The sequence below is a fragment of the Bacillus sp. AFS059628 genome (genome assembly GCF_002571225.1).
GTDB lineage: Bacteria > Bacillota > Bacilli > Bacillales > Bacillaceae_G > Bacillus_A.
In genome coordinates this window covers 1-14462 of the sequence record NZ_NVEC01000061.1, presented here as the reverse complement: position 1 = coordinate 14462, position 14462 = coordinate 1, and the positions used below count along the sequence as shown (strand labels likewise).

Sequence of the window (14462 nt, the reverse complement as noted above, 5' to 3'; positions counted from 1 at the left end):
TATAGTAATGCTGGAGGTGAGTGCTAATGCTTGCTGGAAAGCAATTACTATTAGAAGAACTCTCTTCAGATTTACGGAGAGAATTAAGTGATATGGAAAAGAAGGGAGAGGTCGTATGTGTACAAGGTGTAATGAAGAATGCTTCTAGATATACATGTCAGCGCTGCGGAAATATAGAGCAACGACTCTTTGCATCATTTTTATGTAAAAGGTGCAGGAGAGTATGTACGTATTGCCGGAAGTGTATAACGATGGGGAGAGTTAGTGAATGTGCTGTACTCGTTCGCGGGATTCGTGAAAGAAACGGAGAAAGGGGGGCAAATCCGTTACAGTGGAATGGAACTTTATCTATTGGTCAGGAGTTGGCGGCGAAAGGTGTTATAGAAGCTATTAAGCAGAAAGAATCTTTTTTTATTTGGGCTGTATGCGGCGCTGGGAAAACAGAAATGTTATTTTACGGTATTGCAGAGGCGCTTCAAAAAGGAGAAAGGGTTTGTATTGCAACGCCAAGAACAGACGTTGTACTGGAATTAGCACCGAGATTACAAGAAGTGTTTCCTAGTATAAATGTAGCTGCTTTATACGGAGGGAGTGTAGATCGTGAAAAAGATGCAACGTTAGTCGTTGCAACGACTCATCAACTGTTACGTTACTATAGAGCATTTCATGTCATGATTGTAGATGAGATTGATGCCTTCCCCTATCATGCGGATCAAATGTTGCAGTATGCAGTGAAACAAGCGATGAAAGAGAAAGCGGCGCGTATTTATTTAACAGCAACCCCTGATGAAAAGTGGAAGCGCAATTTCAGAAGGGGGAAACAAAAAGGTATCATTGTTTCGGGACGATACCATCGTCATCCGTTACCAGTTCCTCTATTTAGCTGGTGCGGAAATTGGAAGAAAAGTCTCCATCATAAAAAAATTCCTCGCGTGTTACTACAATGGTTAAAAATGAACTTAAACAAAAAGTATCCTATTTTTTTATTTGTTCCTCATGTGCGATATATAGAAGATGTAAGTCTGTTATTGAAAGGATTGGATAATCGAATCGATGGCGTACATGCAGAAGATCCGATGAGAAAAGAAAAAGTGACATCCTTCAGAAAGGGAGACATTCCGTTATTAGTTACAACGACAATTTTAGAAAGAGGGGTAACTGTGAAGAACTTACAAGTGGCGGTGCTAGGGGCAGAAGAAGAAATTTTTTCAGAGAGTGCGCTCGTACAAATTGCAGGCCGAGCGGGTCGTAGTTTTGAAGAGCCATATGGCGAGGTTATGTATTTTCATTACGGTAAGACAGAGTCGATGGTACGGGCGAAAAAACATATTCAAAGTATGAACAAAAATGCGAAGGAACAAGGATTGATTGACTAATGCATTGTTTACTTTGTGATGAGTATATATTGGAAACAGTTAGTTGGTACACCTTTTTTGTAAAGTCCCATAAAAAATATATATGTAATAGGTGTGAGCGGAAACTTTCCTATATTATAGGGAAGATTTGCATAGAGTGTGGGCGACCTTTAGAAGACTTGCCTTCCGTATATAAAGAAAATGATATTTGTATGGATTGTGTAAGGTGGATAAATGAGGAGAAGTATCGTCCTTTTAAAAATCGTTCTTTGCACATGTACAATGATGAGATGAAAGAAATAGTAGCACAGTTTAAGTTTCGGGGAGATGCGGAGTTAGTTCATATCTTTCATCGATCTTTTCGGGAACTATTTCAAAAGTATTTTACGGACGTTTCAACTGTTATTGCTGTTCCGCTTAGTAGGGAGCGGGAATATGAACGTGGTTTTAATCAAGCAGAGTTATTAGCAACTTGTTTACCTGTCAACATGTCTTATTCATCATTAAGAAGAAGAGAAACAGAAAAGCAAAGTAAGAAGACACGTAAAGAAAGGCTTTCGGGAAGTAATCCTTTTTATTTTCAGGAAGAAGAGATGTTTCATGGTCAACACATTTTACTCGTCGATGATGTATATACGACAGGAATTACAGTGAGACAAATTGGAAGTCTTTTATACGATAGAGGAGCTAGAGAAGTTTCAAGTTTGACGCTCTGTAGAAGTTGATTTGTAACTGTCGAAAGAGATAATAAAAAGACGATAAGTCTTCTTTGACTTCGTAAGTTGTCATTCGTTATAGTGAAATTGTGGGGCAAATGCCCTGATTTTTAGAGTGAAGGGAATGGAATGAACATGCAAGGAAGAGTAAAATGGTTCAATGCAGAAAAGGGATTTGGGTTTATTGAGCGTGAAGACGGTGATGATGTGTTTGTTCATTTTTCTGCGATTCAACAAGATGGATATAAGTCATTAGAAGAAGGGCAACAAGTTGAGTTTGACATTGTAGATGGCGCACGTGGACCGCAAGCAGCTAATGTTGTAAAACTGTAGGAATGTTGTTTTTGGGGAGAGAAAGCTGCGTTTGTGGCAACGTTATATATATGTAGTAGAACCTCTTGTTTGTTACAAGGGGTTTTTTGTTATGAGTTAAGTTGTCAAAAAGTTGTTTCTTTTCTGTAACGAATTGTCCACAGTTATATTCGTTATTCACGATGTTAATAGGATAAAATAAAGATAGAAACGATGCATCTTTTCATTTCAACAAAAAACGATAAAAAAATCGCAATTCCACTAATTTTTTTAAAAAAGTTAGAAGGAGTTTTTAAGCCGGTGTCGAAATTATAGTACATAGGCTTGAAAGGAGGAATTCATCTATGAAATTCAACATTCGTGGTGAAAATATTGAAGTAACTCCAGCATTAAAGGAATATGTAGAGAAAAAACTAGGTAAGTTAGAGCGTTATTTTGATACATTCCCAGAGATTAAAGTTAATTTAAAAGTATACTCTGACAAGCAACGTGTCGAGGTAACAATTCCATTTACTGATTTATTACTTCGTGCAGAAGAAACTAATAGCGATATGTACGCTGCTATCGATTTAGTAGTTGATAAACTTGAGCGACAAATTCGTAAACATAAAACAAAAGTAAATCGTAAGTTACGTGAGAAAGGTTCTGTGAAAACGAACTTTATTCTTCCAGAGGCAGTAGCTGTTCTGGATGAGGTAGAAGAGGATGAATTAGAACTTGTACGTACAAAACGATTCGATTTAAAACCGATGGACGTTGAAGAAGCAATTCTACAAATGGATATGCTAGGACATAATTTCTTCGTCTTCACAAATGCTGATACAAACGAAACTAACGTTGTATATGGCCGTAAAGATGGGAAATATGGTTTGATCGAAACTAAATAATAATTCAAAAGCGCAGCCGAAATGGCTGCGCTTTTTTTGCTGAAAATAGATTTCTACAAAAAGTTTTCTTAATTTAGAACGAGACATTCGGCCGATTGTTGTCATAGTTATAAGACAAGTGTTACAATTATCATTAGGTATATACATTTTAGTTTTTTTAATTAGGAGAAAAATTGGCATAACATACATTTGATTTTTATAACGACTGATTGTAATAGAGAAAAAGAAAAAACAATCGGAAGTTTTATTTTAATAAAAAGAGGAGCGTATTTCCTATGATCGGTATTTTAAAAAAGGTGTTTGATGTAAATCAACGCCAAATTAAACGTATGCAGAAGACAGTTGAGCAAATTGATGCACTAGAGCCATCTATTAAGCCATTAACTGATGAACAATTAAAAGGGAAGACGCTTGAATTTAAAGAACGTCTAACAAAAGGTGAAACAGTAGATGATCTACTACCTGAAGCTTTTGCGGTTGTTCGTGAAGCTGCGACTCGTGTTCTCGGAATGCGTCCGTATGGCGTACAGTTAATGGGTGGTATTGCCTTACATGAAGGGAATATCTCTGAGATGAAAACGGGTGAAGGTAAAACGTTAACATCTACATTGCCTGTATATTTAAATGCTTTAACAGGAAAAGGTGTTCACGTTGTTACAGTCAACGAATACTTAGCACAACGTGATGCGAACGAAATGGGACAACTTCATGAGTTCCTAGGCTTAACAGTAGGAATTAACTTAAACAGTATGTCACGCGAAGAAAAACAAGAGGCTTATGCTGCTGATATTACGTATAGCACAAATAATGAGCTTGGATTCGATTACTTACGTGACAACATGGTTTTATATAAAGAGCAGTGCGTTCAACGCCCACTTCACTTTGCTATTATCGATGAAGTCGATTCTATCTTAGTTGATGAAGCGCGTACGCCGCTTATTATTTCTGGACAAGCTCAAAAATCAACAGAGCTATACATGTTTGCAAATGCATTTGTTCGTACGTTAGAAAATGAAAAAGAATATTCATTTGATGTGAAAACGAAAAATGTAATGTTAACAGAAGATGGTATTACGAAAGCCGAGAAAGCTTTCCATATTGAAAACTTATTCGACTTAAAACATGTAGCGCTTCTTCACCATATTAATCAGGCACTTCGTGCGCACGTTGTTATGCACCGTGATACAGATTATGTTGTACAAGAGGGCGAAATCGTAATTGTAGACCAATTTACTGGTCGTCTTATGAAAGGTCGTCGTTATAGCGAAGGGTTACACCAAGCTATCGAGGCAAAAGAAGGCGTAGAAATTCAAAATGAAAGTATGACGCTTGCGACAATTACATTCCAGAACTATTTCCGTATGTATGAAAAGTTATCTGGTATGACTGGTACAGCGAAAACAGAGGAAGAGGAATTCCGTAACATTTACAATATGAACGTTATTGTAATTCCAACAAACAAACCGATTATTCGTGATGATCGTGCTGATTTAATCTTCAAATCAATGGAAGGTAAATTTAATGCTGTTGTCGAGGATATTGTAAATCGTCATAAACAAGGACAACCTGTTCTTGTTGGTACAGTTGCGATTGAAACGTCAGAACTTATTTCAAAAATGTTAACACGTAAAGGCGTACGTCATAACATCTTAAATGCGAAAAACCATGCGCGTGAAGCAGATATCATTGCAGAAGCTGGTCTGAAAGGTGCTGTAACGATCGCGACGAACATGGCGGGTCGTGGTACGGATATTAAGCTTGGGGACGATATTAAAAACATTGGTTTAGCAGTTATCGGTACAGAACGTCACGAAAGTCGTCGTATTGATAATCAGTTACGTGGTCGTGCTGGTCGTCAAGGAGACCCTGGTGTTACGCAGTTCTACTTATCAATGGAAGATGAACTAATGCGCCGCTTCGGTTCTGACAATATGAAAGCAATGATGGATCGTCTTGGCATGGATGATTCTCAGCCAATTGAAAGTAAAATGGTTTCTCGTGCAGTAGAATCTGCGCAAAAACGTGTAGAAGGAAATAACTATGATGCACGTAAGCAGTTACTACAATACGATGATGTACTTCGTCAGCAACGTGAAGTTATTTACAAGCAGCGCCAAGAGGTAATGGAGTCTGAGAACTTACGCGATATTATTGAAGGTATGATGAAATCTACAGTAGAGCGTGCAGTTGCACTTCATACACAAGAGGAAATTGAAGAAGATTGGAATATTAAAGGTCTTGTTGACTACTTAAATACAAATCTTCTGCAAGAAGGAGATGTAAAAGAAGAAGAATTACGTCGCCTTGCTCCGGAGGAAATGAGCGAGCCAATTATCGCGAAATTAATAGAGCGTTACAACGAAAAAGAAAAGCTTATGCCAGAAGAGCAAATGCGTGAGTTTGAAAAAGTTGTTGTATTCCGTGTTGTAGATACGAAATGGACAGAGCATATTGATGCGATGGATCACCTTCGTGAAGGTATTCATTTACGTGCTTACGGTCAAATTGATCCACTTCGTGAGTATCAAATGGAAGGGTTCGCAATGTTCGAATCAATGATTGCTTCTATTGAAGAAGAAATTTCTCGTTACATTATGAAAGCTGAAATTGAACAAAACCTAGAGCGTCAAGAAGTTGTTCAAGGTGAAGCTGTTCACCCATCTAGCGATGGCGAAGAAGCGAAGAAAAAGCCAGTTGTAAAAGGTGACCAAGTAGGCCGTAACGATTTATGTAAATGTGGTAGCGGTAAAAAATATAAAAACTGCTGTGGTATTGGGAAGTAATACAAGGCATTAGCCCAGGCTACTTTGCAAAGTTTTACATCAAAAATGTATAATTAAGAAGGATTAAACTCTCTCCGTCATAAGTGGAGAGAGTTTCCCTTGTTTTCATACGAAAGTAACAGCAATTACATAGAGGTGAAGGAAATGGAATTAGTAGAAATTAGACAAGAATTAGAGAAAATGGCTAAGAGATTAGCGGCTTTTAGGGGGTCTCTTTGACCTTCCTACTAAGGAGAAACAAATTGCAGAATTAGAAGAGAAAATGATGGGTGCGGGGTTTTGGGATGATCAACAAGGCGCACAAGCTGTCATTAACGAAGCGAATGCACTGAAAGATATGGTTGGAAAGTTCCGTCAGTTAGACGAGACGTTCGAAAATTTAGAAATCACGCATGAGCTTTTAAAAGAAGAGTATGATAAAGATTTACATGAGGAGCTGGAATCAGAAGTAAAAGGCTTAATTCAAGAAATGAATGAGTATGAGCTGCAATTATTACTAAGCGACCCTTATGATAAAAATAACGCGATTTTAGAATTGCACCCAGGTGCTGGTGGGACAGAGTCACAAGACTGGGGTTCTATGTTGCTACGTATGTACACACGTTGGGCTGAAAAGCGTGGATTTAAAGTAGAAACGGTTGACTATTTACCAGGTGATGAAGCGGGTATTAAGAGTGTTACTTTATTAATTAAAGGCCATAACGCTTACGGTTACTTAAAGGCAGAGAAAGGTGTACATCGTCTTGTGCGTATTTCACCATTCGATTCTTCAGGCCGTCGTCATACATCATTCGTATCTTGTGAAGTTGTACCTGAATTCAATGATGAAGTTGAAATTGAAGTACGTACAGAAGACTTGAAAATTGATACGTATCGTGCAAGTGGAGCGGGTGGACAGCACGTTAATACGACAGATTCGGCAGTTCGTATTACGCATACACCGACAAATACGGTTGTAACGTGTCAGTCAGAGCGTTCTCAAATAAAAAACCGTGAGCATGCGATGAAGATGTTAAAAGCGAAGTTATATCAAAAGAAACTAGAAGAGCAACAAGCGGAGTTAGATGAGATTCGCGGTGAACAAAAAGAAATCGGATGGGGTAGCCAAATTCGTTCTTACGTATTCCACCCATATTCTCTTGTGAAAGACCATCGTACAAATACAGAGGTTGGTAACGTACAAGCAGTTATGGATGGAGAAATTGATCCATTTATTGATGCTTACTTACGTTCTCGCATCTAATAAGCTAAATGAAAAAAGACCAACAAAATTGTTGGCGTATGTTGAGGATATAGAGGATATAAAGAGTGTTATTTTATCTATATGGATGAACGAAAGAGGAAGAGAAGTTGGAAACGACAACTTCTCTTTTTGATGGGATTATATGTAGCATACAATGTTGTATATTGTTTTGTAAAAAGTAGAGAATAGTAAAACAGAGCGGCAATAGAGTAAGACTTTATACAGAACTTTTTTAATTTCCTGTTCAAAAAGGATTCTTTATAGAAGTTTATAAGTTGTTCACAGAATTGAAACAACTTATAAAAGCTTTATATCATTGGGGTTCTCACGGTATTTTTGAAGAATATGAAATATACCTTAGTTTTTCTATATGAAGATAATGCTTATAATGAAAATGAGTGTGTTAGGAATGAAAAGAATATCAACAATGGGGAGCGATAGAAGTGAAAAAGAAATTGTTGGCTATTGCACTAGGAACATCAGTCGTTTTTGCTTTAGGAGCGTGTGGAAATAAAGAAGAGAGTAAGTCTTCGAACCAGTCTGCAAGTACAGACAGTGCAGAACAAATTTTCCAAAGAAGTTGTGCTGGATGTCACGCAACAGATTTATCAGGTGCAACTGGACCTGACTTAAGAAAAGTAGGCGGTAAGTACGATGCTGCAGATATCGAAGAAATTATTAAAAAAGGTCGCGGTTCCATGTCACCAGGACTTATTCAAGGTGAGGATGCAAAAAAAGTAGCTGAGTGGTTAGCTGAACATAAATAAAGAGAGTAAAATAGACGAGTTGGTTATATAGCCAACTCGTTTTCCTTTTTGTGGAATGTAACATAACTGTAACAAAAATGTATCCGAATTGGAAACCGTTTGATGTTACAATGAGGTTTGTAGAATTTTGCTGAAATATATTACATAGAGTAGCGCTGCTAATAAAAAGCATGAATGGAAGCTACCTTCAACAAGAGTAGTTAAGTGAGAATAAAGATTTTATTTTCAGATGTACAGAAAAGTATTTCGAAAAAATCATTAAGTATTGGGTGATAAATAATGATAAAAATGACGAATGTTTATAAGGAGTACCCGAATGGTATGAAAGCCATTGCTGGTCTTACAGTTAACATTAAACAAGGTGAGTTTGTATACGTAGTTGGACCGAGTGGAGCCGGGAAATCTACATTTATTAAAATGATGTATCGTGAAGAGAAGCCATCTACAGGATCTATTAATGTAAATGGTCTTACTATCGAGTCATTAGCAGAAAGAGACGTTCCATATTTCCGTCGTCAATTAGGCGTAATTTTCCAAGACTTTAAATTACTACCTAAATTAACGGTATATGAGAATGTTGCGTTTGCCTTAGAGGTAATTGAAGAAGAGCCAGATGCAATTCGTGAGCGTGTAACAGAAGTTTTAGGTCTTGTAGGTCTTGAAGATCGTGCAGACGCTCTTCCAAGTGAACTTTCAGGCGGAGAGCAGCAACGTGTTGCGATTGCGAGAGCAATTGTTAATAGACCAAAGGTTGTAATTGCCGATGAGCCAACAGGTAACTTAGATATTGAAACAGCTCTTGATATTATGAAGATTTTCAAGCGCATTAATGAGCGTGGTACAACGATTGTTATGGCGACACATAACGCAGATATCGTAAATACAATCCGTCATCGTGTAATCGCGATTGAAGGCGGAAAAATTGTTCGAGATGAGATTGAGGGAGGATACGGATATGAAGGCTAAGACCCTTAGTCGACATTTGCGAGAAGGTGTAAAGAATCTATCACGTAACGGATGGATGACGTTTGCTTCTGTTAGTGCGGTAACAGTTACATTATTACTTGTAGGTGTCTTTTTAACAGCAATTATGAATATGAACCATTTTGCGACGAAAGTAGAGCAAGATGTAGAGATTCGTGTACACATTGATCCAGCAGCAAAAGAAGCTGATCAAAAGAAATTAGAAGAAGATATGAGTAAGATTGCAAAAGTAGACTCTATTAAATATTCTTCTAAAGAAGACGAGTTAAAACGTTTAATTAAAAGCTTAGGCGATAGCGGAAAAACGTTTGAGTTATTTGAGCAGGATAACCCACTTAAAAACGTATTCGTTGTAAAAGCAAAAGAACCAACAGATACAGCGACAATCGCGAAAAAGATTGAAAAAATGCAGTTTGTAAGTAATGTTCAGTACGGAAAAGGTCAAGTTGAACGATTATTTGATACTGTAAAAACGGGTCGTAACATCGGGATTGTGTTAATTGCTGGTCTTTTATTCACAGCGATGTTCTTAATCTCTAATACAATTAAAATTACAATTTATGCTCGTAGTACAGAAATCGAAATTATGAAACTTGTAGGTGCGACAAACTGGTTTATTCGTTGGCCATTCTTATTAGAAGGATTATTCTTAGGAGTATTAGGATCAATTATTCCAATTGGTTTAATTCTAGTTACGTATAATTCACTACAAGGTGTGTTTAACGAGAAACTTGGCGGAACAATTTTCGAACTTCTACCATACAGTCCTTTCGTATTCCAATTAGCTGGTTTACTAGTGTTAATCGGGGCTTTAATCGGTATGTGGGGAAGTGTAATGTCAATTCGTCGCTTCTTAAAAGTATAAAAAGTTGCAAACATAATTCGTACAAGCTTATCATATAGTAGAAATATGTAAAGGCATCACACACTGTGTGATGCCTTTTGCTACACCACCTGTGTGTTTTGGAAAGGGGAATTCCGCATTGAAACGTAGAGTTGCAATTATTGGAATGGTTGTTGCATTTTTAATTGGTGCTGGCGGAATGTTTGCAGGTATGTCTTTATTTGGGGTTAACCCAGCAGAAGTAACGCAAACAATTTCGAGTGGAAACGCTAGCACTGCACAAGGGAATTTGGCAAAAATTAATGAGGCGTATGCACTAATTGATTCACGTTATGTGGAAGACGTGAAAGATGAAAAATTAGTCGAAGGTGCGATACAAGGCATGTTGTCTACGCTGAAGGACCCTTATTCCACGTATATGGATAAAGAAACGGCGAAACAGTTTAGTGAATCGCTTGATCCTGAGTTAGAAGGGATCGGGGCTGAGGTGAACAAAACGGACGGTAAGCTTATTATCGTATCTCCAATTAAAGGCTCACCGGCAGAAAAGATTGGAATTAAACCGAATGACCAAATTTTATCTGTAGATGGAAATAGTGTGAAAGATTTATCACGTGAAGAAGCAGTATTAAAGATTCGTGGTAAAAAAGGAACGAGTGTCGCGATTGAAATTAAACGTGCAGGAGTAGCTGATCCGATTGTGTTTAAAATTAAGCGTGAAAAAATTCCGATTTTCACAGTGTTTAGCTCTGTGAAACAAGAGAGCGGAAAAGATATCGGTTATATGCAAATCACTTCTTTTGCTGAAAATACGGCGAAAGAATTTAAGGATCAGTTAAAAGAGTTAGAGAAGAAAAACATAAAAGGCTTAGTGATTGATGTACGTGGTAATCCTGGTGGCTACTTAAATAGTGTAGAAGAGATACTAGGGGAAATTATGACGGATAAAAAGCCGATGCTACAAGTAGAAGAGCGAAATGGTGAGAAGAAGAAATTCTCTACTGAACTGAAAGAGAGAAAGCCATATCCAATTTCAGTATTAATTGATAATGGAAGTGCTTCTGCTTCAGAGATTTTAGCGGGTGCGCTAAAAGAGGGAGAAGGATACGATTTAGTTGGTGAAAAAACGTTTGGTAAAGGTACTGTTCAGCAAGCCGTTCCATTTAAAGATGGCAGCAACATTAAATTAACGATGTTTAAATGGTTAACACCGGATGGAAACTGGATTCATAAAAAAGGAATTGCGCCAACAGTAGAAGTGAAGCAACCAGATTATTATCATGCGACACCAATTCAAATTGAAAAGACACTTTCATACAATTCAAATGATGTACAAGTAAAACACGCGCAAGAAATGCTTAAAAGTTTAGGATATGTACCAGGACGTGAAGATGGATACTTTAGTAAAGAGACAGAATCAGCGCTGAAAGCATTCCAAAATGCGAATAAGATGGAAGCGACAGGACAGCTTGATAAAAAGACAGCTGAAGCGATTCAAACGAAAATTATTGAAAAAATCCGTTCTGGAGAAAATGATCTACAATTACAGTCAGCATTAAAATTAATAGCGAAATAAAGTGAAATTTTAATCAGTGGGGGGTTCTTCATCCCCCACTGATTATNNTGCCCATTAAAGTGGGATAGAAAGAAATACAGGCAGTTTGATGCCTGTATTTTTTTGTGTTAAACAAACGTTTGTCCAGTTATGATAATATAAAAAGAAAGAATGATATAAATGGTGGTGAATGAATTCGTGGAGGCATGGATTTTTGAAATAATGCGGGCGGTTGGACGTTTTTTCTTACACCCTGCTGTCTATGTATTTTTAATAAGTAGTATCTTCGTTGGATACTTACGTATGTTACGAGAACGAAAGGATTTTTCCTTTAAAGTTTATGATATTTGGTTTGAACTGCGAACATCTTTATTCGCAGGAGTTAAATACGGATTAATCGTATCTATTATTACAATTGGACTTGGACTTGTTGTTTCTAAAGCAAGCTTATGGGCCATCTTATTATGGACGTTATTATTTGGATTAACGGCTATGTATCGATATTTATCAGCAGCTTATACGTTTAGTATCGCGATTGTATGTGTTCTATTATCTTCTAAGCTACCAGTTTCCTTCTTACAGCTTGGAGAAGGTGAAGAGAGTACGATTGTATCTCTTGCTATTTTGCTAGGCATTATGCTCGTTGTAGAGGGCTTGTTGATTTCTAAAAATGCAGTAGGATATTCGACGCCGAAGATTAGGAAGGGTAAGCGTGGGCTAAAGATTGGCCTACACGAATCAAAGCGTTTATGGATCGTTCCTATTTTTATTCTTGTACCAGGTGACGCAGTAACGCAGTTTATTTCATGGTGGCCTGTCGTTTCAATCGGTTCAGATACATATTCTCTATTCTTCGTTCCATTTTTAATTGGATTTATGAGAAGGATTAGAAGTTATGAACCGACGGAAGCTTTATTATTTACAGGAAGACGTGTGTACGGATTAGCAGGACTTGTGCTTGTTTTAGGAATCGCAAGTTATTGGTGGCACGTACTTGCAATTATCGCAATGGGCGTTGCAATGCTTGGACGTTTTACAATTTCCATGCAAGAGAAAATTGCGGATGAAACAAGACCAGCGTACTTTGCTGCACGTAATGATGGACTCGTTGTATTAGATACAATCCCGAATACAATTGGGGCGGAGCTGAATTTACTACCTGGAGAAATGATTACGAAAGTAAATGGAGTCATTCCAAGAAGCGCCGAGGAATTTTATGATGCACTTCAAACGAAGACGACAGGAGCATTTTGTAAATTAGAAGTATTAGATACAAATGGAGAGCTTCGCCTTGCTCAAACGGCATTATACGCCGGAGGACATCACGAATTAGGTATTGTGTTTGTTCAGCAGGAGCATGAGTGGGATTCGGAAGCTATGTAATAAAAGTAGGGTATCACCTTGTAGTGATACCCTTTTTTGTTTGGACAGGATTAATAGTAAATGAAATTTATATCGACTTTCCTGTAAAAAACGACAACTATCGTGAACCTTATTTTAGTTTCATAGTCGAATCACTTGAATAATTATTTGATAATGGTTATCATTTAGGGGGTCTTTTTAATTTTAGAAAATGGAGGGAAGATATGCTACGTAAATTTTTTTCTTACTATAAACCGTATAAAGGTTTATTTATACTCGACTTTTCTTGCGCAGTTGTCGCAGGGTTATTAGAACTTGGCTTCCCGCTTATCGTAAATCAATTTATTGATAAGTTATTGCCAGGACAAAACTGGACGCTTATTTTATGGGCTTGTTTCGGTTTACTTGCAGTGTATATGTTAAATGCGGGCTTACAATATGTTGTTACATATTGGGGACATATGCTTGGTGTTAACATTGAAACGGATATGAGGCAGAAATTATTTGATCACATCCAAAAGCTATCATTCAGATTTTTTGATAATAATAAAACAGGTCATTTAATTTCACGTCTTACAAACGACTTAATGGAAATTGGTGAAATTGCTCACCACGGGCCAGAGGATTTATTTATCGCCGTTATGACTTTAGTTGGGGCATTTTCATTTATGATGATGATCAACTGGAAGTTAGCTCTATTAACGTTCTTCGTCATTCCATTCTTATTATGGTTAGCACTGTACTTCAATAAAAAAATGACAGGTACATTTAGACGTTTATTCTCAGATGTTGCTGATTTTAATGCATGTATTGAAAATAACGTTGGTGGTATCCGCGTTGTACAAGCATTCGGAAATGAAAAGTTTGAGAAAGAGCAATTTGCTGTTAATAATGCTCGTTTCCGTACAACGAAATTAATGGCGTATAAAATTATGGCGTTAAATTCGTCGATTAGTTATATGCTTATGCGTCTCGTAACACTCTTCGTCTTAATATGCGGTACATGGTTTGTGTTGCAAGGTGAATTAACGTACGGTGGATTTATCGGATTCGTTCTATTAACGAATATTTTCTTCCGCCCAATTGAAAAAATTAATGCGGTAATCGAAAGTTATCCGAAAGGAATCGCTGGTTTTAAGAGATATGTAGAGCTTCTTGAAACAGAGCCAGATATTGTGGACGCTAAAGATGCGATGGAAGTGAAACATGTACATGGTGATATTCAATATAACAACATTACGTTCGGATATGAAAACAAAGAGCCGATTTTAAATGACATTAGTTTGAAAATACATGCAGGTGAAACAGTTGCGTTTGTTGGGCCATCTGGAGCTGGAAAAACGACGTTATGTAGCTTATTACCACGTTTTTATGAACAATCATCAGGATCCATTCAAATTGATGGTATTGATACGAAAGATATGACGTTATCGTCACTTCGTAAGCAAATCGGAATCGTGCAGCAAGATGTGTTCTTATTCTCTGGAACGATTCGCGAAAATATCGCTTACGGAAATTTAAAGGCATCAGAGGCTGAAATTTGGCAGGCAGTAAAACGTGCGCAATTAGAAGATTTAATTTACTCACAACCAGACGGTTTAGATACTGTTATCGGTGAGCGCGGCGTGAAACTTTCAGGTGGACAGAAGCAGCG

The 14462-nt window shown here is 37.4% G+C and carries 12 protein-coding genes; all 12 read left to right on the top strand.

The window, feature by feature from the left end:
• The first annotated feature begins 26 nt into the window (after window positions 1-26).
• Window positions 27-1376: an ATP-dependent helicase ComFA gene (gene comFA / locus COL05_RS20440; RefSeq protein ID WP_098669930.1), complete on the top strand. Its 1350-nt coding sequence runs from the start codon at window positions 27-29 to the stop codon at window positions 1374-1376.
• Window positions 1376-2080 carry a ComFC family protein gene (locus COL05_RS20435; protein ID WP_098669929.1) on the top strand — a complete coding sequence of 235 codons (705 nt, stop codon included), beginning with the start codon at window positions 1376-1378 and terminating at the stop codon, window positions 2078-2080. Before comFA ends, COL05_RS20435 begins: the two co-directional genes overlap by 1 nt.
• Window positions 2081-2206: 126 nt before the next feature.
• A complete protein-coding gene (gene cspC, locus COL05_RS20430; RefSeq protein WP_001990088.1) occupies window positions 2207-2404 on the top strand; it encodes a cold shock protein CspC in 198 nt (65 codons plus the stop codon).
• A gap of 323 nt (window positions 2405-2727) precedes the next feature.
• Window positions 2728-3270: a ribosome hibernation-promoting factor, HPF/YfiA family gene (gene hpf / locus COL05_RS20425; RefSeq protein ID WP_098669928.1), complete on the top strand. Its 543-nt coding sequence runs from the start codon at window positions 2728-2730 to the stop codon at window positions 3268-3270.
• 275 nt (window positions 3271-3545) lie between these two features.
• Window positions 3546-6053, top strand: coding sequence for a preprotein translocase subunit SecA (gene secA / locus COL05_RS20415; protein WP_098669926.1), 2508 nt, complete (start codon window positions 3546-3548; stop codon window positions 6051-6053).
• A 144-nt stretch (window positions 6054-6197) separates the two neighbouring features.
• Window positions 6198-7296, top strand: a protein-coding gene (prfB, locus tag COL05_RS20410; RefSeq protein WP_098669925.1) for a peptide chain release factor 2 whose coding sequence is annotated in 2 segments (ribosomal slippage) — window positions 6198-6269 and window positions 6271-7296 — 1098 coding nt in all. Because the reading frame shifts where the segments join, the coding sequence is not laid out codon by codon here.
• 443 nt (window positions 7297-7739) lie between these two features.
• Window positions 7740-8063 (top strand): cytochrome c551, encoded by a 324-nt coding sequence (gene cccB / locus COL05_RS20405; protein ID WP_000727972.1) that lies wholly within the window; start codon window positions 7740-7742, stop codon window positions 8061-8063.
• Between the two features lie 279 nt (window positions 8064-8342).
• A complete protein-coding gene (gene ftsE / locus COL05_RS20400) occupies window positions 8343-9029 on the top strand; it encodes a cell division ATP-binding protein FtsE (protein ID WP_074601739.1) in 687 nt (228 codons plus the stop codon).
• Window positions 9019-9912 (top strand): permease-like cell division protein FtsX, encoded by an 894-nt coding sequence (gene ftsX, locus COL05_RS20395; RefSeq protein WP_098669924.1) that lies wholly within the window; start codon window positions 9019-9021, stop codon window positions 9910-9912. Before ftsE ends, ftsX begins: the two co-directional genes overlap by 11 nt.
• A gap of 118 nt (window positions 9913-10030) precedes the next feature.
• A complete protein-coding gene (locus COL05_RS20390) occupies window positions 10031-11467 on the top strand; it encodes a S41 family peptidase (RefSeq protein WP_098669923.1) in 1437 nt (478 codons plus the stop codon).
• Between the two features lie 159 nt (window positions 11468-11626).
• The gene (locus COL05_RS20385; RefSeq protein WP_098669922.1) at window positions 11627-12829 is read left to right on the top strand and encodes a PDZ domain-containing protein; all 1203 of its coding nucleotides are present in this window, start codon (window positions 11627-11629) and stop codon (window positions 12827-12829) included.
• 203 nt (window positions 12830-13032) lie between these two features.
• The coding region (locus COL05_RS20380) for an ABC transporter ATP-binding protein (protein ID WP_098669921.1) at window positions 13033-14462 on the top strand (1430 nt) is incomplete at its 3' end.